Genomic DNA, 22,904 nt, shown 5'->3' with positions numbered 1-22,904 from the left:
CTCACCCTCCCTGCGGTCCGGTTGCCGGAAGGTGATCCGCCCGGCGCAATGCGGCTTCGGCTTGACGGGTCACCGCGGCCACCAGCTCGGCCGGTCGTTCCACGGACACCTCGCCCCCGTGGCCCAGAAGCAGGCGGACCATCCACGCGGTGTCGGCGTACCGCATCCGCACCCGCATGCGGCCTTCTCCCAGCTCGGTCACGTCCTCCACCGGGTAGTACTCGGCGATCCAGCGGCCGTCCGGCTCCAGGACGAGCACGGCGGTCCGCTGGGACGAGTCCGGCTGGAACAACCCCTCCGACGTATCAGTCGGGGTCGCGTGGGATGGCGGCGTGGCGGCCTCGTCGAGCACGACCACCCGGTCGATCCGGTCCAGTCTGAACAGCCGCACGTCGTCGGCCGTCCGGCACCACGCCTCCAGGTAGTTGCGCCCGTCGACCAGCAGCATCCGCATCGGGTCCACGACCCGGTCGGTGATCTCGTCGCGCGACGGTGTGTAGTACCGAAGTCGCAGCGCGCGACCGCGTCTCACCCCGTCCGACACCGCGTCGCGCACGGGCGTGGTCTCCGGTGCCTCCCGCAGGCCCAGGCCGACCGCGACGCCGGCGGGCTGGGCCTTGCCGACCGCGGCCTCGATCTTGGCCACGGCCCGGCGCACGGCGGCCTGGTCGGCGATGCCGGGCGTCTCGCCGAGCGCGCGCAACGCGACCAGCAGCGCGGTCGCCTCGGCGGCGGTGAGCCGCAACGGCCGGCTCATGCCCGCGTCGAAGACGACCGTGATCGTGTCGCCCTCGAAGGACAGGTCGATCAGGTCGCCGGGACCGTAGCCGGGCAGGCCGCACATCCACAGCAGTTCGAGGTCCTTGCGCAGTTGGCGCGGGGTGACCTCGAAGTCCGCCGCCGCCTCCTCGACCGGGATGCCGGGCCGGGCCAGCAGGTAGGGCACCAGGGCGAGCAGGCGTGGCAGCCGCTCGTTGGCCGACGAGTTGTTCACGCGCGCACCCCCGCACCGCGCACCGCGCCGAGCAGCTTCTCCCGGACGGTCTTGGCCAGCAGTTCGGGTTCGAGGACGACGACGTCCGCGCCGAAGCCCGCGATCCAGGACGCGGCCGAGTCCGGGAACCGCAGCGCGATCTCCAGCAGGTCGCCCCACTCCCCGTCGAACTCCCGCCGCCCGACGTGCTTGGCCCGCCGGCGCAGACCGTGCGCCCGGCCCTCGGCCACCCACAACCGCGCGGTGGCGGGCGTGGGGTCGGCCTGGCGGATGTTGGTCGCCACGAAGCCGAGCAGGTCGACGTCGTCGGGTCGGCGCACCACCCCGGCCTTGCCGACCGGCCGCACGTCGCCGACGATCCGCGACAGCCGGAAGCAGCGCGGCGCGGCGCGGTCCCGGTCGTGGGCGACCAGGTACCAGCGGCCACGCCACGCCACGACGCCCCACGGCTCGACGGTCCGGGTCCGCACCTCCGCGGGCACCGGCCGGCGGTAGTCGAACTCGACGACCCGGCCCTGCTGCACGGCGGCGAGCAGCGGCGGGAACGCGGGCTCGGTGGCCCGGACCTTGGGCTCGACCGGGACGCGCACGTCCTGGTCCACGTCGACGCCCGCGGCCCGCAGCTTGAGCAACGCGCCGTGCACGGCGCCGGTGAGCTGCGGCGAGTCCCACAGCCGCGCGGCCAGCGCCACGGCCGCGGCCTCGTCCGGTTCGAGGTCGATGTCGCCGAGTTCGTAGTCGCGGCGCGCGATCCGGTACCCGTCGATGCCGTCGAAGACGTCCGACCTCCCGACCTCCAGCGGCACGCCGAGGTCGCGCAGTTCTGTCTTGTCGCGCTCGAACATGCGGAAGAAGGCGTCGTCGGACGCCGCCTCGGCATAGCCGGGGACGATGCTGCGGATGCGTTCGGCGGTCAGGTACTGGCGGGTCGACAGCAGGCACAGCACCAGGTTGACGAGCCGCTCGGCACGTGCGGTGGCCACAGGAGAACCCTATCCCCGGTCGGGGCGGGCGCGACGCCCTCCCCGGCCACGAGTCCGGCAGAACGGTCCTTCCACCCGGACCTCAGCGCGAGAGGATGCCCTCGGGCAGGCCGGGGACGTCGGGCGCGAGCCACATCGGCCGCCAGTCCGCCAGCTCGTGGAACCGGCGCAGCTCCACGACGCCGGCCAGCCAGCCGCCCCACGCGCTGTACGGCGGGTTCGCCGGGTCGAAGCCGCTCTGCACGAACGTCAGTCGCGTGCCGCCGTCGGTGCCCTCCAGCTCCCAGCCCGACACCATGCCGTGCCAGTCGACGTCCATCCGCTTGCCGGGCTCGTACACCAGCACCGTGGCCGGGTGCGGGTTGGCGTCGAGGCCGCCCATCGCGACCCGGCCGCCGACCCACGCCTCGATGTCGATGCGCGCGCCGAACCAGCGCTCGTAGCTCTCCGCGTCGACCAGCGACCGAGCCACGACCTCGGGCTCGGCGGCGATGTGGACCGTGCCCCGCATCTCGGCCGAGGTGAAGTCGATCCGGTTGGCCACCTGGCGACCCTCGACGTGGTCGACGAGGTTGGCCAGGCCGAGCGTCCAGTAGGTGTAGAGGTGGCCGAGCACCGAGTCCTCGGCCACGGCCGACTCCCAGCCCGGGAAGTGGCTCTGCTCCAGGGTGATCAGCGTGCCGGACTCCCACGGCGTCAGGGAGAACGCGACGTCGGTCGTCTCGCCGCCGACCTTCCACGTGAACCGCAGCGTGCGGGCGTCGACGTGCACGACCTCCTGGTGCGGCGCGTCGCCTTCGGGCGTGTAGCGACCCCAGAAGCCGAACGGCGCGGCGGAGGCGTGCTCGGCCAGCCAGGCCTCCAGGTCGGCGGCGGTGGTCAGCGCCTGGTGCACGCGCTCCGGCGACGCGGTGGTGCGGATGCGCAGGGTCAGGGTCTCACTCATCGGACTCGTCCTTCGGGTAGCAGGCGACGACCAGGCGGAAGGCGTCGCCTTCCGGGGCGCCGTAACGGCTGAACAGGTCTTGCAACGTCGATCTCAACTCGGCGAAGAACTCGGCGCGCGCCTCGGGACGCACCCTGATCTCCCCCGACACCCCCAGCGACGGCAGTTCCGGCCGGGTGCGGTCCAGGGCCGCGATGTCGGACTGGACCCGCTCGGCCAGGTCGAGCAGGTGTCCCAGGCTCAACTCGTCGCGGACCCGGTCCGGTCCCAGTCGGCCGACCAGTCCGGGCGAGAGCCAGTACGACCGGGCCGCCGCCTGGTAGACGCCCTCGGTCACGCCGCGCACCCGCCGGGCGTCGACCTGGGTCGCCAACCCGGCTTCCACCAGGCGTTTCACGTGGTAGTAGACCCGCTGCGGGGTCTGGTCGAGCACGGTCGCGACCTCGGTGCACGACCTCGGCTGTGCCAGTTGCCGCAGCACTTCGATGCGCTGTGGCTTCAGCAGTGCCTCGGCCTGCTCGATCCGCTCCAGGTAGATGACGTCCCTCATCGCGAAAACGAGTTTGAACGTACAAAACATTTTTGTCAATGGCCCGCGCGGCGGCCGACCCCGGTCGTGGGAGAACTCAGCCCCTGGTCAGGACCGCGACCCGGCCCTTCTCACCGGACGCCCAGCACACGTCCGCGCAGTCCACGGTGTCGAAGCTGCCGGAGTCGATCGACCGCCACGTCCGCCCGCCGTCACGGCTCACGTCGCTGCCCTTCGGCCCGACCGCGATCACCGACCCGCGGTGCCACGCCACCCCCGACCGGTAGCCGACCGGCCCGGACTCCACAGCCTTCCAGCGCTCGCCGCCGTCCCGGCTCAGCGCCAGGTTGGCCACCCGCCCGGTCGGGTTCGCGTAGTCGCCGCCGATGGCCAGACCCTGATCGGGCGTGCGGAACGCCACCGCGAACACACCCGCCGAGACCGAGCTGAACAGGGGCGTGTCGGACGCGGTCCAGTGCCGGCCGCCGTCGTCCGAGTGCAGGACGCGCGCCTTCGCGCCGCCGCCCGTGGCGATCCACGCGTCGGACCGACCCGCCGTGGCCACGCACTGGCCGCTCGCGGCGAACCCGGCCTCGCCGGGCAGCGCGGGCGGGAAGTTCTCCTCGGGCACCTGCCGCCACGTGCGCCCGCCGTCACGCGTGAGCTGGACGCGGAACTTCCCGTCGACCGGATCGCTCATCGCCAGGCCCCGGAAGCGGTCGAAGAACGCGACGCAGTCGTAGAACGCGGCCGGCTCGGCGTTCTGGAAGGTCAGCGCCCAGGTCTTCCCGCCGTCGGACGTCCGGTAGATCCGCGAGGCGGCACCCGGACCGATCGACAGCACCACGGCGGTGCGCGCGTCGAACGCCTCGACGTCGCGGAACTCCAGGGTCGACGTGTCGGGCGGGCCGACCGACGCCCAGGAGGCGCCGCCGTCGGTGGTGCGCAGGACCGTGCCCTCGCTGCCCGCGACCCACGCGACGCGGTGGTCCACGGCGGACAGGCCGCGGAACTGGGCGGTCACGCCGGTGGGCTTGAGCTGCCAGGTCGGTTCATGGCCCGCGGTGGCGGGTGCGACCCCGGAGAACACGACCGCGACCACCAGGGCCGCGGCGAGGAGAAGGCTCTTCATGAGCTGTGAGCTTCACGAAGAGCCTTTCCCACCGACACCGCTAGAGGGACGAGATCAACCGCTCCACACGCTCGTCCACCGCGCGGAACGGGTCCTTGCACAGGACGGTGCGCTGCGCCTGGTCGTTCAGCTTCAAGTGCACCCAGTCGACCGTGAAGTCACGCCCGGCGGCCTGCGCGGCGGCGATGAAGTCGCCCCGCAGCTTCGCCCGGGTGGTCTGCGGCGGCGTGTCCTTCGCGGCCTCGATCTCGCCGTCGTCGGTGACCCGGTCGACCTGGCCCTTGCGCTGGAGCAGGTCGAAGATGCCCCGACCGCGTCGGATGTCGTGGTAGGCGAGGTCGAGCTGCGCGATGCGCGGGTTCGACAGGTCCATGTCGTGCTTGGCCTGGTAGCGCTCGATCAGCCGGTGCTTGATCGCCCAGTCGATCTCGCGGTCGATCTTCGACAGGTCCTCGGCGGCGACGGCGTCGAGCGTGCGGCCCCACAGTTCGAGCACCCGGTCGGCCATCGGGTCCGGCGTGCGCTTGGCCACGTGCTCCACCGCGCGCTCGTAGTACTCGCGCTGGATGTCCAGGGCCGACGCCTCCTTGCCGCCCGCCAGCCGTACGGTGCGGCGACCGGTGAGGTCGTGGCTGATCTCGCGGATGGCGCGGATCGGGTTGTCCAGGCTGAAGTCCCGGAACTGCACACCCTGCTCGATCATCTCCAGCACGAGGTTCGCGCTGCCCACCTTGAGCAGCGTGGTCACCTCGGACATGTTCGAGTCGCCGACGATCACGTGCAGCCTGCGGTAGCGCTCGGCATCGGCGTGCGGCTCGTCCCTGGTGTTGATGATCGGCCGCGACCGGGTCGTGGCGCTGGAGACGCCCTCCCAGATGTGCTCGGCCCGCTGCGACAGGCAGTACACGGCGCCACGCGGCGTCTGGAGCACCTTGCCCGCGCCGCAGATCAGCTGCCGGGTGACCAGGAACGGCAGCAGCACGTCCGCGATCCGGGAGAACTCGCCGGCCCGCGCCACCAGGTAGTTCTCGTGGCAGCCGTAGGAGTTGCCGGCGGAGTCGGTGTTGTTCTTGAACAGGAAGATGTCCCCGCCGATGCCCTCGTCGGCCAGCCGGCGCTCGGCGTCGACCAGGAGGTCCTCGAGGATGCGCTCCCCCGCCTTGTCGTGCGTGACGAGTTGGGCGAGGTCGTCGCACTCGGCGGTCGCGTACTCGGGGTGGGAGCCGACGTCGAGGTAGAGCCGAGAGCCGTTGCGCAGGAACACGTTCGACGAACGGCCCCACGACACGACCCGGCGGAACAGATACCGCGCGACCTCATCCGGGGACAGCCTGCGCTGCCCATGGAAGGTGCAGGTCACCCCGAACTCAGTCTCAATGCCGAAGATCCGCCGCTGCATCCCTCAACAGTAGGCGCATCCGGCGGTTTCCTCAGTGATCCAATCGGGCGGCGCGGGATTTTCCCGGATAACGTTCTCGACGTGCTCCGACGGGTGAACCGACTCGACCAGGCCCTGATGCGGCGCTCGGCCGCGATCCGACCCACCGGTCTCGACGAGGGGATGAAGCGGCTGTCCAAGGCCGCGAACCACAGCGTGCTGTGGTTCGCCGTCGCCGCGCTGCTCGCCGCGCGCAAGGGCCGGCCACGCCGGGCGGCGCTGCGCGGGGTCGCGGCGATCGCCGGTGCCAGCGCCGGGGCGAACCTCGTGGGCAAGACGCTGTTCCCCCGCCGCCGACCGGCCGCCGAGCTGCTCGACCTGCCCCGTCGGCTGGCCAAGCGGCCCACGTCGTCGTCGTTCCCGTCCGGGCACGCGGCGTCGGCGGCGGCGTTCACCACGGCGATCGCGCTGGAGTCGCCCGCGACCGCGCTGGTGATCGCGCCGATCGCGGCGGCGGTGGCGTACTCGCGCGTGCACACCGGCGTGCACTGGCCGTCGGACGTGGCGGTCGGCGCGTTGGCGGGGGTGGGCGCGGGCCTGCTGACCAGGCGCTGGTGGCCGGCCGGGCGCGAGGACGCCGCGTCGGCCCGGGAGCACGCGCACCTGGAGGCGTTGGAGGAGGGCGAGGGGCTCGTCGTCGTGGTCAACCCCGGTTCGGGGCTGGGCGGACCCCTTCCGGGTGGCGCGAGCCCGGCCGACCGGATCCGCGAGGAGTTGCCCAAGGCCGTGGTCGTGGACATCGCCGACCTGGACACGGTCATGACCGACCACTCGCCGCGCGCGCTCGGCGTGGCGGGCGGGGACGGGTCGGTGGCCGCGGTGTCCGCCCTGGCCGCCGAGCACCGGTTGCCGCTGGTGCTGATCCCGGCCGGGACGCTCAACCACTTCGCCCGGGACGTGGGCATCCTCGACCTGGCCGACACCGCGCACGCGGTGGGCGAGGGCAACGGCGTGCTGGTGGACCTGTCCACCGTGTCGGTGGACGGCGCCGACCCGCGCTGGTTCGTCAACACCGCGAGCCTGGGCGGCTACCCGGACATGGTGCGGCTGCGCGAGCGGTTGCGGAACCGGTGGGGCAAGTGGCCGGCGGCGGCGATCGCACTGGGCCGCGTGCTGCGGTCGGCGAAACCGCTGCGGGTGGAGTTGAACGACGAACCGCACCTGGTGTGGATGCTGTTCGTGGGCAACGGCCCGTACCGGCCCAAGGGGTTCGCGCCGACCGTGCGCCCGGCGCTGGACGCGGGCGTGATGGACGTGCGCTTCATCCGGGCGGACACCCGGCTGTCCCGGCTGCGGTTCTTCGTCGGCGCGGCGCTGGGGTCGTTGCACCGCAGCCGCACCTACCGGCACATGGAGGTGCGGCGGCTGCGGGTGCGCGTGCTCGGCCGCCCGGTGGCGATCGCGACCGACGGCGAGGTCGGACCGATCGGTACCTCGTTCGACTTCGTGTCGCGCCCGGCGGCGCTGGCGATCTACCGCGACTGAGCCCCTCGACGACGAGGGCCCCGGCGTCGTCCGCCGGGGCCCTTCGGTCACTTCTCGTCGTCGTTGGGCGGCAGGTTCACGTCCGTCACCGGCTTGTCCGCCACGGGTTCCTCGGCGGCCTCCCCGTCGGCTTCCGGGGGCGCCACCAGCGACGCCAGCGCGTCGCCCCCGATGCGGCGGAAGGCCCGACGCGGCCGGTCCCGTTCGAGGACGGCCACCTCCAGCTTGTTCGAGCCGAGCAGCTCCTTGCCGTTGCCGGTGCTGGTGCTGCCCGCGCTCAACGCCTTCACCGCGACCCGGACCGCGTCGGCGAGGTCGAGGCCCTCCGCGTACGCGTCCTTGAGCGCGGTCGACGTCGCGTCGGCCTGGCCGCCCATGACCGAGTACTGCGGCTCCTCGACGATCGAGCCGTCGTAGGTCAGCCGGTAGAGCGTGTCGTCCGCGGGGCGCACGCCCACCTCGGCCACGCAGATCTCCACCTCCAGCGGCTTGATCTGCTCGGTGAAGATCGAGCCGAGGGTCTGCGCGTACACGTTGGCCAGCGACCGCCCGGTCACGTCGCGCGGGTCGTTCTGGTAGCCGCGGACGTCGGCGAACCGGATGCCCGCCTGGCGCAGGTTCTCGAACTCGCTGTAGCGGCCGACCGCGGCGAACCCGATACGGTCGTAGATCTCGGACACCTTGTGCAGGGTGCTGGACGGGTTCTCCGCGACGAACAGGACGCCGTCGGCGTAGCGGAGCACGACGACGCTGCGCCCGCGCGCGATGCCCTTGCGGGCGTACTCGGAACGGTCGCGGAGGATCTGCTCCGGTGAGGCGTACAACGGCATCGTCACGGGTGCGGCTCCTGGGTGGTGCGGATGGGGTTCGGCACGGGCGCCCTCAGACCCGGCGGCCTTCGACGACCGCCTCGGCGACGGTGGCCGCGCGGTCCTCCGGCAGGTGTGCCGCCCCCTCGGCGGTGATCGTCACGACCAGCGGGTAGATGCGGCGGATCACGTCGGGGCCGCCGGTGGCCGAGTCGTCGTCGGCCGCGTCGTAGAGCGCCTCGACGGCGGTGCGCACGGCCGTGTCCTGGTCCGCGTCGGGGTCGTAGAGCTTCTTGAGCGCGGACTTGGCGAACAGCGAGCCGGAGCCGACCGCCTGGTAGCCCTGCGTGTCCTCGTACCGGCCGCCGGTGACGTCGTAGGAGACGATCCGGCCCGCGCGGTCGGGGTCGGGCGCGTCGACGTCGTAGCCGGCGAGCAGCGGGACCACGGCCAGGCCCGCGAGCGCGGCGTCGAGGTTGCCCTTGATCATCGCCGAGAGCCGGTTGGCCTTGCCGTCCAGCGACAGCGACACACCCTCGATCTTCTCGTAGTGCCGCAGCTCGACCGCGTAGAGGCGGACGATCTCCAGGGCGAGGCCCGCGGTACCGGCGATGCCGACGGCCGAGTGGTCGTCGGTGATGAAGACCTTCTTCATGTCACGCTGGGCGATGACGTTGCCCGTGGTCGCGCGGCGGTCGCCGGCGATCACGACGCCGCCCTGGTAGGTCAGGGCGACGATGGTGGTGCCGTGCGGCACCTGGACCGCGCCCTCGGGAAAACTCCGGTTCGAGGGCAGCAGTTCGGGCGCCTGGGCGCGGAGGAAGTCGGTGAACGACGACGACCCCGGCCTGAGGTAGGCCGGGGGCAGCGACGCGGCCGGGTAGCGCCCGGTCGAGCTGTGGTCCATACGCGGTGTTTCTCCCTTGTCCGCCGGTGTCCGCCTGACGTCGACCGTCCGCCTACTGGCCGCCCTTTTGCACGTAGGCGCGGACGAAGTCCTCGGCGTTCTCTTCCAGCACGTCGTCGATCTCGTCGAGGATGGCGTCGACGTCCTCGCCGAGCTTCTCCCGGCGTTCCTGACCCGCCGCCGCGCCGTCGCCGTTGTCGTCGCCGTCACCGCCGCCTTGGCGCTGAACCTGTTCCTGGGCCATCTCGACCTCCCGGTCTTCACGGGTCCTGCACTGCAACATTACCCATCCGGAAGCCGGAAAAGCGCCTTCCGTCCGGGGTGCGTCGATCAGCCCCTGGTGAGCGCCTCGACGAGCTGCTCGGCCGTGTCGGAGGCTTCGAGCAGGGCTCCGACGTGCGCCTTCGTCCCGCGCAGCGGTTCGAGCGTCGGGATGCGCACGAGCGACTCGCGGCCCAGGTCGAAGATCACCGAGTCCCACGACGCGGCGGCCACCGCGGCGGGGTACCGCTCCAGGCACCGGCCGCGGAAGTAGGCGCGGGTGTCCTCCGGCGGGGCCAGGATCGCGGCGCGCACCTCCTCCTCGCTCACCAGCCGCTTCATGGAGCCGCGCGCGACGAGCCGGTTGTACAGGCCCTTGTCGAGGCGGACGTCGGAGTACTGGAGGTCGACCAGGGACAGCCGCGGCGAGCCCCACGCCAGCCCGTCCCGGGCCCGGTAGCCCTCCAGCAGGCGCAGCTTGGCGACCCAGTCGAGCCGGTCGGCGCACTCCTGCGGGTCGCGGGACAGGGCGTCGAGCACCTCGCCCCAGACGCGCAGCACCTCCCGGTCGCCGACGCCCTCCCGGTCGACGAACTCGGCGGCCCGCTCGTAGTAGGCGTACTGGAGGTCGAGCCCGGTGAACTTCCGACCGCCGGCCAGCTCGACCCGGGTCTTGAGGGTCGGGTCGTGGCTGATCCGGTGCACGGACCGGACGGGTTCGAGCAGCCGCAGGTCGTCGAAGCGCAGGCCGGCCTCGATCATGTCGAGGACCAGCGAGGTCGTGCCGACCTTGAGGTAGGTGGAGTACTCGGCGAGGTTGGCGTCGCCGATGATCACGTGCAACCGGCGGTACTTGTCCGCGTCGGCGTGCGGCTCGTCGCGGGTGTTGATGATCCCGCGCTTGAGCGTGGTCTCCAGGCCGACCTCGACCTCGATGTAGTCCGACCGCTGGGACAGCTGGAACCCGGCCTCCTCGCCCGCCGGCCCGATGCCGACCCGGCCGGAACCGGTGACGACCTGCCGCGAGACGAAGAACGGCGTCAGCCCGGCGATCACCGCGGTGAACGGCGTGGCGCGCTTCATGAGGTAGTTCTCGTGGGTGCCGTAGCTGGCGCCCTTGCCGTCCACGTTGTTCTTGTAGAGCTGGAGGCGGGGCTGGCCGGGCACGGTGGCGGCGCGCAGGGCGGCCTCCTCCATCACCCGCTCACCCGCCTTGTCCCAGATCACCGCGTCACGGGCGTTGGTGACCTCGGGCGCGGAGTACTCGGGGTGGGCGTGGTCGACATAGAGCCGGGCGCCGTTGGTGAGGATGACGTTGGCCGCGCCGAGGTCCTCGACGTCCCCGTCGCCGCCCGGGTGGCCGCCCGGGTGCCCGAGGTCGAACCCGCGCGCGTCCCGCAACGGCGACTCGACCTCGTAGTCCCAACGGGCCCGCCGGGCGCGCGGGATGTCGGCCGCGGCGGCGTACGCGAGCACCACCTGTGTCGAAGTGAGCACCGGATTGGCCGTCGCGTCACCCGGCACCGCGATGCCGTACTCGACCTCGGTTCCCATGATCCTCCGCATACCTGGCAGCTTAGGACCTGACCCCGACAACCCGTGCCGATCCGCGCCCGTTTCACCCCGAGGCCAGGCCCGCCGCGGGCCGGATGCGCGACGCCCCGCTCGCCGGGCCGAACGCCGAGAGCACGGCCAGCACCACCACGCCGACCCCGCCGACCAGCAGCGGGACGAGCGCGACCGACGGTACGGCGAACACACCGAGGCTCATCAGCGTCAGTTCGGCGTAGGCGAACCCGAACACCCCGCCGCCGACCACCCCGACCAGCGACAGCAGCACGGCCTCGGCGACCACGCCGAGCTTGATCCCGCCCCTGGTCACCCCGAGCGCCCGCCGCAGCGCGAGTTCCTTGCGCCGCTCCTGCACGGAGATCGTCAACGCGGTGCCGATGCCGGTGACCGCCACGGCGACCGACAGGCCGAGCAGCACCATCATCGTGGTGATGCCGATGTCGATCATGCGCTGGTTCTCCGCGGTCACGTCGGCCCTGGTCCGGACGAGCACGGTCGGCGCCGACCCCAGCGCGTCGAGCACCCCGGCCCGGAAGGCGGCCGGGTCTGCGCCGTCCCGCAGGGTGACCAGCACCTTGGACGCGGGCGCGAACCCGGTGGCGCCGACCACGGCGTTGGCGCCGTCGAGCAGCTCGAACGGGATGGTCCCGGTGAACGTGCCGGTCACCGGTCCGCCCGGCACCCCGTCGAGCGTCACGGGCTGCCCGACCCGCGCGCCGAACTCCTCGACCAGCCACTCCGAGAGCAGCACCGACCCGGCGCCGAACCCGGGCACCGCGGTCCCCCGGTCGGCCAGCCACGCCCGCAGCCGCTCCGGGTCCGCGCCCAGCACCTGGTAGGGCGCGGGCTCGCCCCGCACCTGCCGGCTCCCCTCGGCGGTGTGCACGACCAGACTCGACCGCACCTCGGGCCGGTCCACCGCCGCGACGGTGCCCGCGTCGACCACCCGGTGCCCGGCGTCCACCACGACGGCGTCGGGTCGGGGCTCGTCCTCGAACTTGTCCTCCACCGTCCGCACGGCACCCACCGTCACGGCGAAGAAGGTCACCATCGCCGCCGCGAGCAGCAGCGGCATGGCCACCGACGCCGACCGCTGCGGCACCCGCCGCACCTCGGCCGCCGCGAGGCGCCACTGCGCGCCGCCGATCCGGCCGGCCAGTACGCCGAACACCCGTCCGAGCGCGGGCACCACCACCGGCCCGAGCACCCCGAACAACCCGCCGACGGCCGCGATGCAGGAGAAGAGCACCAGGAAGACCGCGCCGATCCCACCGGCCATCAGGCCGAGGGCCGCGAGCGCCGCCGCGAACCCCACGACCACGACGCCGAACACGTACCGCCGCCGCACCACCGCACGGTCGGGCGTCTGCCCCTCGGACGTGCGCAGGGCCGCCAGCGGCGCCACCCGCACCGCCGCGAACGACGGACGTACCGCGGCGAACCCGCTCAGCACCGCCGCCACGCCGACACCGAGCGCGAACTGCCCGGCCGTCGGCAGCAACGGCGGGTCCAGCCGCACCGCGCCGAGCACCTCCGACAGCCCGGCGGCGTCGAACAGCCGGGCCAGCAGCCACCCGACGCTGCCGCCCGCCACGCCGCCGAGGGCACCGGCGACCGCGCCGGTCAGGACGGCCTCGATCAGGTTCGCCCACACCAGCGGCCCCCGGTGCGCGCCGAGGCAGCGCAGCAGCGCGGTGTGCCGCTGCCGCTGGAGGTAGACCGCCCGGTAGGTCGCCGAGGCGACGAACACCGACGTCGCCAACGCCAGGATGCTGAACGGCAGCAGCACGATCATCAGCTCGTTGCCGGGCCGCTCGGCGGACACGACCGCCGCCGCCTGCGCCCGCATGCCCGCGCCGGCCGCCGCCGAGACCGCCGCCCGGTCCCCGCCGAAGACGTACAGCGCCGTGATCTCCGGCCGGCCGCCGAGCTTGGCGGCCAACTCCTCGCCGACCACGATCAGCGGCTCGTTCCCGAAGCCGCCGCGCACGGTCACGCCCCGCACGACCACGTCGATCGGCCGCCCCTCGGCGTCGGCCACCCGCACCGACGCGCCCGGCGCCAGCCCGTGGCGGTAGGCGGTGACCCGGTCGACGGCGATCTCGCCGTCCGCGCCGGGTGCGCGGCCCTCGCCGATCGGGACCCGGCGCAGGTCCTCGCGCGTGGACTCGATCTCCGCGACCGCCCGGCCGGCACCGGCCCGGCCACCGTCGAGCAACAGGTCGGCCCGCACCTGCCGCACGGGGACGACGTCGCGCACGCCGGGCACCGCGACGACCCGGTCGAGGACCGCGGCGTCCAGGGCGACCTCCCCGTCGGATGTCGGCCGTACCACCGTCGACACCCCGGCGGGCACGGTCGAGGCGCCCCGCGCGGTCGCCGAGACCATGGCGTCGCTGAGCATCAGCGCCGCCGACAGACAGGCGACGCCGACGACCAGGGCGACCCCGGGCAGGACCGAACGTCCGGGGCGCTCGCGGAACTCGGCGACCGCGAGCCGCAGGGATGTGGGCACGACTCCTCCTGATGACTACGAGGTCACCGAAGTTAGGGAGCGCGGTCGTCGGCGGTCGTCGCCCCGCGGTAGCACCGCGGGTACGACCTGAGGAGGATCTCCCCGTGGGAGACACCGGCGAGGACGTGGCGCTGTTCGGCCCCGACGGGACCCCGGCCGGGTCGGCGTCGCGGGCCAGGGTCCGCGCGGAGGGACTGTGGCACGCGTGCGCGGCGATCGTCGTGCTGTCCCGGGACGGCCGGCGGATCTTCGTGCACCGGCGCACCGACACGAAGGACGTCTACCCGGGCCTCTACGACCCCATGTGCGGCGGCGTGGTGGCCGCCGGCGAGACCCCGGACGAGTGCGCCCGACGCGAACTCGCCGAGGAGCTGGGCGTGCGGGAGGTACCCGTGCCGCTGTTCACGAATTCCTTCGTGGACGGAACCATCCGCTACTTCGCGAGCGTTTACGTCGTGCGCACCGACGGTCCGTTCACCCTCCAGCCCGAGGAAGTCGCGTGGGGCGGGTGGCTGACCGTCGACGAGGTGCGCGCACGGGTGGAGGACCCGGACTGGCCGGTGGTACCGGACGGCCGGGCGTTGATCCGGGAGTGGTTCCGATGGGTTTCCTCGTCGCGATGACGATCCCCGGCCTGGCGATCGGGCTGGTCGTGTTCGCCGTGGCCGAGCGGGTGTGGAAGTGGGCGCGGCGGCGCAAGGGCCACCCGGTCCTGTCGTCGGTGGCGATGGACGAGTTCACGCTGATCTTCCAGGCGACCAAGCAGCAGGAGATCGACCACCGCCGCATGTCGCTGATGCTGCGCGACGACGAGGAGGACGGCGCGCCGCCGCGCGGTCCCGTCGACCTGGACTCCGGCAAGGTCCGCCTGACCGTCGAACGCGACGACCCGGCCTGAGGTCAGGACGGGTCGTTCCCCCGCCGCTCGACGACGGCGCCGAGCAGGGGCAGGGAACCGTCGACGACGCCGGCCGCGGCGTCCACCAGCTTGCGGTTGGTGGCACGGGCGTGGGCGCGCAGGATCGCGAACGCCGCGTCGACGTCGATCCGCATCCGTTCGGCGAGGACGCCCTTGGCCTGCTCGATCAGGATGCGGCTGTCGAGGGCGGTCCGCAGTTGTCGGGCGGTCGTCTCGTACCCGCGCAGGATGCGCCAGTTCACCAGGCCGATCGCGGCCATGTCGGCCAGCCCCTGCCCGAGGGCCAGCACCCGCCGCTCCAGCGGTCCGGGCACCATCGTGTACAGACCCAGGGTGCCGAGCACCTGGTCGCGCAGGCGCAACGGCAGCACGTGTGCGCCGCGGAAGCCGTCGGCCACGGCGACGGGCGCGAACCTCGGCCACCGCTGCCACGCGTCCACCAGGTCGTGGCACACCACGACGCTGCCGGCCCGGAAGCAGTCGAGCGCCGGCCCCTGGCAGGTGGTGAGTTGGAGTTGTTCCAGTGTGCGCGCGTCCCGATCGGACGCCGCGGCGAGGTCGACGGCGTCGTTGTTCTCGTCGGCCAGGAGGAGTCCGCACGCCGCGACGTCGAACAGGTCCCGACAGCGTTCGGCCAGCAGTCCGAGCACGACGGTGGTGTCGAAATCGGCCGCCAGGGTGTCGGCGAGCATGATGAAGGTGTCCTGCGCCAGGTCGTGGTCCATCGGTCCTTCTCTCGGGTGCGCGGTGCCCCGCCGGGGGACGGCATGCGGCGTCGCGAGTGGTGGACCGGCCCGGTCACCGCCGGGGTCTGGTGCGTATCCAGGGCCCGGCGGGTGGTCTCGGCAGCCCGACCACCACGGCGCGAAGCCGTCCGATGCGCTCCACGAGCGCAGCGGCATCGGTCCGGTTCCGCCGGCGTAGCGCCTCGTTGCGCAACGGTCGCAGTCGCTCGACCACGCGGGCGGACTCCAAACCCTCGCAGAGGGCAACCGCCCGGCCGCCCAGCTCGATCGCGGTGTCGACCTGGTCGTCGAGCAAGTGGCAGGTCGCGAGCGCCACCAGGCAGAACGCACGACTGCGCACCATCTCCGCCGGGTAAGACTCCCACGCGGAGTCCAGCGCGGGCACCGCGAGCTCGACGAAGCGGGGATCGACCGACTGCCCGAGCTGGGTGTGGATCACTCCGGTCATGCCCGACAGGTCCGCGGGTGTGAAGAACGCCGCCCAATCCGACACCGGTTCCCCTTGCGCGTGGGCGAACGTCGTCGGCACGTCGGACAACAGCGCCAAGGCTTCGTGCTCCATTCCCATGTGCGCGTACGCCCATGCCTGGTTCACGTTCACCACGGCCAGCGCGAGCGCCGAGCCGGCGCGGCGGGCCGCGCGTTCGCCGAGCCGGAACTCGGCCAGCGCGGGCCCGGGGGCGTTGTGGTGCAGCCACACCCGGCCGAGGCGGTAGTAGATGTTGGCCATGAGCGCGTCGTGGCCGATCGAGGACGCCAGCTTCAACGCTGTCCCGAAGTGCGCCAGCGAATCGCCGACCCGGCCGACGTCGAAGCTGGTCCAGGCGACCAGGTTGAACAGGTCGGCGACCGCGGTGCGCAGTGGCACGACGATCCGGTCGTGCGCGGGTCTGGACAGCAGGGCCAGCGCCGACGGGAGTCGGTCGGTCACCTCGGCGCACGACCTCAGACCGCCGTACCGGTGGTCCAGGGCCCGCAGGTCGTGGGTGAAGTCCCGCAGTGCCACGACGTCCGCCTCGGCCACCGGGCCGGAGGTCTGCCATGGTCGACCGGATGGTTCCTCCGGTGGCAGGGGATCGCGGTCGGACATCAGCGGCCTCGGAGTGACTCGGGCCCGCCGGATACGCGTGTCGCGCCGCGGTGGCGTACATCGGTGCCGAATGGGCGTGAATACGGTGTCAACGCGCACCCCCGCCCAACCGGTAACGCATTCGCCGCCGAAGGGCGCGAATCACGCGGTCGATTTCCACTACCGGTCGACCGACCCGACGGGCGATCTCGCCGCGGCTGTAGCCGAGCCCTGTCAACGCGAGCAGCCGCGCTTCGGATCGGACGAGCACACCGCCACCGCGCAACAGCCATTCCGCATGGATGCGGTCGACCACGGAATCGGAGTGGTCGCCGACCACCGGCACCGACCCGATCTCGTGGACGAGTCGGCGCCGACGGTCCTCTTTGCGGGCGACGGCCAGGCAGCGCCGCCACACCGCGGTGTCGAGCAGGGCGTCGAAACCGTCCCGGTGCAGAACCGGCTTCCCCATCACGGAGACGAAGACGTCGTGCACCACGTCGTCGGCGTGCTCGGTCAGACCGAAACGCTCGACCGTGCGGCGCAGCCGGTCCCGGCGGCGCACGCAGCGTTGCCATGCCTGGTCCGGGGTCAGCGGAACCGATTCTCCGGTCATCGCGGAACCCCGGGCCGACGGTGGGGGTGGCATGAGGGCGCACGAGGCGCGTCGCGCACCCCCTCGGATCGCGCCGCCACCACCGACGCCCTCATGCCGGGCGAGGCACCCCCTGCCGGTGCCTCGCGACACGGGAACCGTGTCCGGTCCGACAGTGCCGCGCCGGCACCGCGGCCACAATGGTTGCCCTCAGCACCCGACCGAAGACTGCTCTTTTCGCGTGAATCGCCGAAACCGGTCGTCCACGGAAAAAGAGAGGGCGCGAAATACCCTGAAAAGCACTTTTCCATCGGCGCACCGGCCCGCCGGCCGGCGCACCCATGACACCGGATGCAGAATTCCGTGATGTGGATCACCCCGTCGCTGTCGCCGAACGTGCCGGCGCCGGGGTCCGGGGCGTGGACATCACTATTCCCCACTCACGGACGACGCGCACATCCGCTTCACCCGAATGCGGCGGCGACCGGGACGGCGGATCTCAGTCCGGGCGCTCGGCGAGCACCTCGGCGGGTTTGAGGAGACCGGTCACGAGCCGGTGCGCGACTTCGGTGAGCGGCACGCCGCTGCGGTGTCCGTGGGCGCGCAACACCGCGAAGGCCCGGTCCATCGTGATGTTCCCGGCGTACGACAGGATGCCCTTGGCCTGTTCGATGGTGATCCGGTTGTTGAGCGCGCTCTGGAGCTGTTCGGTGAGGATCTCGCCCCGGCGGATCGTCCGCTCCTGGAGGATGCCGATCGTCGCGGTGTCGGCGAGCGCCCGCGCGACCCTCAGGTCCCGATCGGACATCGGACCGGCGTCGCGGCCGAACAGGTTCAGCGCGCCGATGGTCTGGCCGCGCAACCGCATCGGGATCGCCTGGACCGACGTGAACCCCTCGCCCAGTGCCGCCGGGACGAAACGCGGCCAGCGCGCCGACGCGGTCGCGAGGTCGGGGACGACGACCGGTCGGCCCGACCGGACGCAGTCCAGGCACGGTCCTTCGTCGGTCTGGAGCTGGAGGAGTTCCAGGAGTCGGGTCCGTTCCGTCGACGACGCGAGCACGCGCAGGGTGCCGTGCTGGTCGGACAGCAGGAGTCCGGCCTCGGCCGCGCCGAGCACGTCGGTGCAGTGGCGCACGAGGTCGTGGAGCACGTCGGCGATGTCGTAGTCGTCGACCAGCGTGTCGGCAAGCTGCACGAAGGCACCCACCAACCGCGATTCCCGCTCGCTGGCGGACGGTGAAGAACCCGACATGGGTTCGTTCTCCCTTCTCTCCCGGTCACAGGGTAGGTCGTCGGCCGCCGTCCGCGGGTGCGGCGGGACGGGCCGGTCCTGGGGTTTCACCGGTCCAGGTCCGCGGGCGTGATCCGCCGGACGACGAGGTCCCGCGCGATCTCCTCGACCAGGCGCCCGGTGGCGAACGCGTGTGCGCGGAGCCGGGCGAACGCCTCGTCGGGCGGTATGCCGAACGCCGCGATGAGCATCCCGGTGGCCTGGTGCACCTGCTCCCGGTGCAGCGGCAGCGCGGCCCACCAGTCGGCGTCGAGCCGGTCCAGGCGCATGCCGAGCACGACGCCCGTGGCCATGGCGACGAGATGCAGCGCGACGGCCAGTTCCGCCGGGGCCAACCACCCGGTGTGGTGGCGGTACAACGCCATCACCCCGATGCCGAGGGCGCCGCTGAGCAACGGGAACGCGAAGAACCCGCCGATCGGCTCGGCGGCGACCTGGGCCGCGAACACCGGCCAACGCCGCGCGGCGTCGACACCGAAGTCGGGGAGCAGCACGGGCCGGCGGTGCTCGAACGCCTCCAGGCACGGCCCTTCGCCCAGGGTGAACTGGAAGGCTTCCGCGCGCGCCAACACCTCGTCGCCGGCGTAGAGCGTCTCCCACTCGGCGGCACCGGTCATCACCGAGATCGAGGCGCCGTCCACCGGGAGCAGTTCGACGCAGGTCCGGCACAGCAGCCGGAGGGGGTCGTGGCCGATCCCGGGCGGATCGCCGTTGGCGGCGGCGAGGAACGCGGCCTGGACGAGTGCGGAGAGTTCCCGCCCGTCCCCACGCTCATCCATCGCGCGCCGCCGCTTCCCGAAGGGCGAGGACGAGCCGCAACAGAACCTCCGCGCGTCGAGACCGAGTCCCTGGACGCAGCGCGAACGGATGCGACGCACAGAGTTGCCTGAAGGAAGACCTTCACCTCGACCCTACCGGTCGGGGAACGTGGCCGCATCCTCGGGTACCCCGCGCCCCGGATTCGTCCACAATGGACCAAATCGGCCACCGTCCCGGATAGGACCCGGGTCCGATGTCGACGCGGGACCCGCCGGCTACCGTCGGCACGTGTCCAACCGCCTGTTCCGACTTCTCCCGAACGCGTACCCGGTCGTCCTGGACACCGCGTTCGCGCTCTGCGCGACCGCGGTCTACGCGAGTTTCGCCGGGATCTCGTCCCTCTCGCCGTGGTTCGGCTACCCGTTGGCCGCCTTGATCGGCCTGCCGCTCGCCGTCCGCCGCCGGTACCCGCTGCCGGTGCTGGCGGTGGTCGTCACGGCCCTGTGCGTGGCGACCGTGCTGGAGATGCCGCTCGAACCGCACAGCCCGACGGCGTTCGCCCTGTACGCGGTGGGGGCGTGGGTGCCACGCCGACCCGCGGTGACCGCCCTGGTGGCGACGGTGGTGATGTCCGGCGCGGCGCTGATGGTCTCCCAGCCGACGCCGGACGACATCGGGTTGGTGGCGTTCGTCGGCCTCTACGGTTCGGCGGCCTGGGCGCTGGGCCGGTTCACGCGGGCACGCCGTGCGTTCGCGGCACGGGAGGAGGCGGAACGGGCCACGCGGGCGGTGACCGAGGAGCGGCTGCGGATCGCCCGTGAGCTGCACGACGTCGTGGCGCACAGCCTCAGCCTGATCACGGTGAAGGCAGGCGTGGCGGCGCACGTCGCCCGCACCCGGCCGGACGAGGTGGTCGACGCGCTGGCGGTGATCGAGGCCACCAGCCGGGACACGCTCGTGGAGATGCGGCGGCTGCTCGGCGTGCTGCGCTCGGACGACGCGACCGGGACCGCGCCCATGCCGGGTCTCGCGGACCTGGCGGGCCTGGTCGAGCGGGCGGCGGACGCCGGCGTCGACGTGACGCTGGAGGTGACCGGCGGCGGACTGCCGGACGGAGTGGGGCTGACCGTGTTCCGGATCGTGCAGGAGTCGGTGACCAACGTCGTCAAGCACGCCGCGCCCGCCCGGTGTTCGGTACGGGTCGCGGTGACCGACGACGAGGTCGGGATCGAGGTGGTCGACGACGGGACGCGCGCGGCGCGGGCGGGCGGCGGCCACGGGCTGATGGGCATGCGGGAACGCGTGGCGATGTACGGCGGCGACTTCGAGGCAGACCGCCGCCCCGCCGGCGGGTTCGCGGTCAAGGCCCGCATTCCGCTGTCCTGACGTGATCCACTCCGCTGGGGCCTGCCACCATCGGTACGTGGAATCTTCGGCCGACACCTCCGTGGTGATAGTGGACGACCAGGCGTTGCTGCGCGGCAGTTTCCGGGTGCTGATCGACTCCACGCCGGGGTTGCGCGTCGTCGGCGAGGCCGGCGACGGGGCGGAGGCGGTCGAGGTCGTCCGCCGCGAGGCGCCGGACGTGGTGCTCATGGACGTCCGCATGCCGGGGGTCGACGGGATCGAGGCGACCCGGCGGATCTCCGGGTTCTCCGCCGCGCGGGTGCTGGTGCTGACGACGTTCGACGTCGACGAGTACGTCTACGCGGCGTTACGCGCCGGGGCGTCCGGTTTCCTGCTCAAGGACACGCCGCCCGCCGACCTGCTGGCCGCGATCCGGGTCGTGGCGGCCGGGGACGCGTTGCTGTCGCCGTCGGTGACCCGTCGGCTCATCACCGAGTTCGCCCGCACGTCCCGACCCCGGCCGGTCGGGGTCGAGGGGTTGACCGGACGGGAGGCCGAGGTGCTCGTGCTGATCGCCAAGGGGTTGTCCAACGCCGAGATCATGCTCGAACTGCGGGTGTCGACGGGGACGTTGAAGACGCACATCGGCCGGCTGCTGCACAAGCTCCAGGCCCGGGACCGGGCCCAGCTTGTCATCGCCGCCTACGAGGCCGGCGTGGTCACCGCCGGCTGACCACGACGGGTGGCCCGGTTCCGGGCCACCCGTCGTGCTCCTACAGGTACTGACCGGTGTTGGTGGCGGTGTCGATCGCCCGACCCGACTCCTGGTTCTTGCCGGTCACCAGCGTGCGGATGTAGACGATCCGCTCGCCCTTCTTGCCCGAGATCCGCGCCCAGTCGTCCGGGTTCGTGGTGTTCGGGAGGTCCTCGTTCTCCGCGAACTCGTCCACGATCGCGTCCAGCAGGTGGCGGACCGACAGGCCCGGCTGCTTGGTGTCGAGCAGGCTCTTGATGGCCGCCTTCTTGGCCCGGTCCACGATGTTCTGGATCATCGCGCCCGAGTTGAAGTCCCGGAAGTACAGGACCTCCTTGTCACCGTTGGCGTAGGTGACCTCCAGGAAGCGGTTCTCGTCGGTCTCCTCGTACATGCGCTCGACCGTGTGCTGCACCAACCCCTGGACGCACGCCTGCGGGTCCCCGCCGAACTCGGCCAGGTCGTCGGCGTGCAGGGGCAGGTCGGCGGTCAGGTACTTGTTGAAGATGTCCTTCGCGCCCTCGGCGTCCGGACGCTCGATCTTGATCTTCACGTCGAGCCGGCCGGGCCGCAGGATGGCCGGGTCGATCATGTCCTCCCGGTTGGAGGCACCGATCACGATCACGTTCTCCAGGCCCTCGACGCCGTCGATCTCGCTGAGGAGCTGGGGCACGATCGTGGTCTCGACGTCGGACGACACGCCGCTGCCGCGGGTGCGGAAGATCGAGTCCATCTCGTCGAAGAACACGATCACGGGAGTGCCCTCGGACGCCTTCTCGCGCGCCCGCTGGAAGATCAGCCGGATGTGCCGCTCGGTCTCGCCGACGAACTTGTTGAGCAGCTCCGGGCCCTTGATGTTGAGGAAGTAGGACTTGGCCTCGTGGTGGTCGTCACCCCTGGCTCTGGCCACCTGCTTGGCCAGCGAGTTCGCCACCGCCTTGGCGATGAGCGTCTTGCCGCAGCCGGGCGGGCCGTAGAGCAGCACGCCCTTGGGCGGGCGCAGCTTGTACTCGCGGAACAGGTCGGCGTGCAGGAACGGCAGCTCGACCGCGTCGCGGATCTGCTCGATCTGCCGGCCGAGGCCGCCGATGTCCTCGTACGCGACGTCCGGCACCTCCTCCAGCAGCAGGTCCTCGACCTCGGCCTTGGGCACCCGCTCGTAGGCGAACCCGGCCTTGGAGTCGACCAGCAGGGAGTCGCCGGCCTTGAGCGGCGAGTCCAGCAGCGGCTGGGCCAGCCACACCACGCGCTCCTCGTCGGCGTGGCCGACCACGAGCGCACGCGCGACCGACGAGCCGTCGGCCGCACCGGAGTCCAACACCTCACGCAGCGTGCAGACCTCGCCGGTCCGCTCGAAGTCGCCGCCCTCGACCACGGTGAGGGCCTCGTTCAAGCGCACCGACTGGCCGCGCACCAGGGTCGTCGCCTCGACCGCCGGTGACACCGAAACGCGCATGCGCCGACCGGACGTGAAAACGTCCACGGTGCCGTCCTCGAACTTCGCGAGGAAGACGCCGTAGCCGCTCGGCGGCTGGGCGAGGCGGTCCACTTCCTCACGCAACGCGAGGAGTTGGCTGCGCGCCTCTCGAAGGGTGTCGATGAGCTTCGTGTTGCGCTCGGTCAGTTGGCTGACGCGTTCCGTCGCCTCCGCCAGTCGCTGCTCGAGCAGGCGGACGTGTCGTGGGGATTCCGTCAACTTACGACGCAACAGCGCGATCTCGTCCTCGAGGAACCTGATCTGCGCGGTCAGCTCACCAGGGTTGTTGCCAGTGTTCAGCTCGCCGCCCTCGTCGGGCCGGCTGCCGGGATGACCGTGCGGCATGTCGGCACCCTCCTCCCGTGTTCGTATG

General features: G+C 72.2%; 22 protein-coding genes. 5 read left to right on the top strand and 17 right to left on the bottom strand.

Features of this window, described 5'->3' with window-relative positions; all coding sequences use genetic code 11:
* Position 1 precedes the first annotated feature (1 nt).
* From F4559_RS11660 to pafA, 6 genes are all read right to left on the bottom strand, one after another.
* Positions 2-994 (bottom strand): helix-turn-helix transcriptional regulator, encoded by a 993-nt coding sequence (locus F4559_RS11660; RefSeq protein ID WP_184668333.1) that lies wholly within the window; start codon positions 992-994, stop codon positions 2-4.
* Positions 991-1,977 carry a helix-turn-helix transcriptional regulator gene (locus tag F4559_RS11655; RefSeq protein ID WP_184668331.1) on the bottom strand — a complete coding sequence of 329 codons (987 nt, stop codon included), beginning with the start codon at positions 1,975-1,977 and terminating at the stop codon, positions 991-993. The genes F4559_RS11660 and F4559_RS11655 overlap by 4 nt, the downstream gene beginning before the upstream one ends.
* An 82-nt stretch (positions 1,978-2,059) precedes the next feature.
* Entirely contained in the window at positions 2,060-2,923 is an 864-nt protein-coding gene (locus F4559_RS11650; RefSeq protein ID WP_184668329.1) for an SRPBCC family protein, read from the bottom strand.
* Complete coding sequence (locus tag F4559_RS11645) at positions 2,916-3,473, bottom strand: winged helix-turn-helix domain-containing protein (protein ID WP_184668327.1); 558 nt, start codon at positions 3,471-3,473, stop codon at positions 2,916-2,918. Before F4559_RS11645 ends, F4559_RS11650 begins: the two co-directional genes overlap by 8 nt.
* A 76-nt stretch (positions 3,474-3,549) precedes the next feature.
* On the bottom strand, positions 3,550-4,584 hold the full coding sequence (locus tag F4559_RS11640; RefSeq protein WP_184668325.1) for a WD40/YVTN/BNR-like repeat-containing protein: 1,035 nt from the start codon (positions 4,582-4,584) through the stop codon (positions 3,550-3,552).
* A 40-nt stretch (positions 4,585-4,624) separates the two neighbouring features.
* Positions 4,625-5,983, bottom strand: a complete 1,359-nt coding sequence (gene pafA, locus F4559_RS11635; protein WP_184668322.1) for a Pup--protein ligase — start codon at positions 5,981-5,983, stop codon at positions 4,625-4,627.
* A 117-nt stretch (positions 5,984-6,100) separates the two neighbouring features.
* On the opposite strand from pafA, the gene F4559_RS11630 reads away from it, so the two are divergent.
* Positions 6,101-7,507, top strand: a complete 1,407-nt coding sequence (locus F4559_RS11630) for a bifunctional phosphatase PAP2/diacylglycerol kinase family protein (RefSeq protein ID WP_184675685.1) — start codon at positions 6,101-6,103, stop codon at positions 7,505-7,507.
* Positions 7,508-7,554: 47 nt separating this feature from the next.
* On the opposite strand, the gene prcA is transcribed toward F4559_RS11630, so the two are convergent.
* From prcA to F4559_RS11605, 5 genes are all read right to left on the bottom strand, one after another.
* On the bottom strand, positions 7,555-8,343 hold the full coding sequence (prcA, locus tag F4559_RS11625) for a proteasome subunit alpha (protein ID WP_184668320.1): 789 nt from the start codon (positions 8,341-8,343) through the stop codon (positions 7,555-7,557).
* A 46-nt stretch (positions 8,344-8,389) separates the two neighbouring features.
* On the bottom strand, positions 8,390-9,223 hold the full coding sequence (gene prcB / locus F4559_RS11620) for a proteasome subunit beta (RefSeq protein WP_184668318.1): 834 nt from the start codon (positions 9,221-9,223) through the stop codon (positions 8,390-8,392).
* Between the two features lie 52 nt (positions 9,224-9,275).
* Positions 9,276-9,467, bottom strand: a complete 192-nt coding sequence (locus tag F4559_RS11615; RefSeq protein WP_184668316.1) for a ubiquitin-like protein Pup — start codon at positions 9,465-9,467, stop codon at positions 9,276-9,278.
* A gap of 86 nt (positions 9,468-9,553) precedes the next feature.
* On the bottom strand, positions 9,554-11,050 hold the full coding sequence (gene dop, locus F4559_RS11610) for a depupylase/deamidase Dop (protein ID WP_184668314.1): 1,497 nt from the start codon (positions 11,048-11,050) through the stop codon (positions 9,554-9,556).
* Between the two features lie 52 nt (positions 11,051-11,102).
* Positions 11,103-13,571, bottom strand: coding sequence for an FtsX-like permease family protein (locus tag F4559_RS11605; protein ID WP_184668313.1), 2,469 nt, complete (start codon positions 13,569-13,571; stop codon positions 11,103-11,105).
* Positions 13,572-13,675: 104 nt separating this feature from the next.
* Here F4559_RS11605 and F4559_RS11600 point away from each other — a divergent pair, with 104 nt between their 5' ends.
* Together F4559_RS11600 and F4559_RS11595 are read left to right on the top strand one after the other, a co-directional pair.
* Positions 13,676-14,194: an NUDIX hydrolase gene (locus F4559_RS11600; RefSeq protein WP_312865597.1), complete on the top strand. Its 519-nt coding sequence runs from the start codon at positions 13,676-13,678 to the stop codon at positions 14,192-14,194.
* Entirely contained in the window at positions 14,173-14,469 is a 297-nt protein-coding gene (locus tag F4559_RS11595; protein WP_184668311.1) for a DUF6191 domain-containing protein, read from the top strand. The genes F4559_RS11600 and F4559_RS11595 overlap by 22 nt, the downstream gene beginning before the upstream one ends.
* A 2-nt stretch (positions 14,470-14,471) precedes the next feature.
* Here the strand turns inward: F4559_RS11595 and F4559_RS11590 are convergent, their stop codons facing one another.
* From F4559_RS11590 to F4559_RS11570, 5 genes are all read right to left on the bottom strand, one after another.
* A complete protein-coding gene (locus F4559_RS11590) occupies positions 14,472-15,215 on the bottom strand; it encodes a GAF and ANTAR domain-containing protein (protein WP_184668310.1) in 744 nt (247 codons plus the stop codon).
* Between the two features lie 73 nt (positions 15,216-15,288).
* Positions 15,289-16,326 carry an NsdA family TPR-like regulatory protein gene (locus F4559_RS11585; protein ID WP_486374940.1) on the bottom strand — a complete coding sequence of 346 codons (1,038 nt, stop codon included), beginning with the start codon at positions 16,324-16,326 and terminating at the stop codon, positions 15,289-15,291.
* Positions 16,327-16,414: 88 nt separating this feature from the next.
* The gene (locus F4559_RS11580) at positions 16,415-16,921 is read right to left on the bottom strand and encodes an RNA polymerase sigma factor (RefSeq protein WP_184668306.1); all 507 of its coding nucleotides are present in this window, start codon (positions 16,919-16,921) and stop codon (positions 16,415-16,417) included.
* A gap of 478 nt (positions 16,922-17,399) precedes the next feature.
* Positions 17,400-18,098, bottom strand: coding sequence for a GAF and ANTAR domain-containing protein (locus F4559_RS11575; protein ID WP_312865596.1), 699 nt, complete (start codon positions 18,096-18,098; stop codon positions 17,400-17,402).
* A gap of 143 nt (positions 18,099-18,241) precedes the next feature.
* Complete coding sequence (locus F4559_RS11570; protein ID WP_184668301.1) at positions 18,242-18,973, bottom strand: GAF and ANTAR domain-containing protein; 732 nt, start codon at positions 18,971-18,973, stop codon at positions 18,242-18,244.
* A 268-nt stretch (positions 18,974-19,241) separates the two neighbouring features.
* Between F4559_RS11570 and F4559_RS11565 the strand changes: the two genes are divergently transcribed.
* Together F4559_RS11565 and F4559_RS11560 are read left to right on the top strand one after the other, a co-directional pair.
* On the top strand, positions 19,242-20,339 hold the full coding sequence (locus F4559_RS11565) for a sensor histidine kinase (protein ID WP_312865595.1): 1,098 nt from the start codon (positions 19,242-19,244) through the stop codon (positions 20,337-20,339).
* A 37-nt stretch (positions 20,340-20,376) separates the two neighbouring features.
* A complete protein-coding gene (locus tag F4559_RS11560) occupies positions 20,377-21,033 on the top strand; it encodes a response regulator (protein ID WP_184668296.1) in 657 nt (218 codons plus the stop codon).
* A gap of 40 nt (positions 21,034-21,073) precedes the next feature.
* On the opposite strand, the gene arc is transcribed toward F4559_RS11560, so the two are convergent.
* Positions 21,074-22,876, bottom strand: a complete 1,803-nt coding sequence (gene arc / locus F4559_RS11555) for a proteasome ATPase (protein ID WP_184668294.1) — start codon at positions 22,874-22,876, stop codon at positions 21,074-21,076.
* Between the last annotated feature and the right edge of the window lie 28 nt (positions 22,877-22,904).

This window comes from Saccharothrix violaceirubra (assembly GCF_014203755.1).
GTDB classification, from domain to species: Bacteria; Actinomycetota; Actinomycetes; order Mycobacteriales; family Pseudonocardiaceae; genus Actinosynnema; species Actinosynnema violaceirubrum.
The sequence above is the reverse complement of the archived record's forward strand: the minus strand, read 5'-3'. Positions and strand labels throughout refer to the sequence as shown.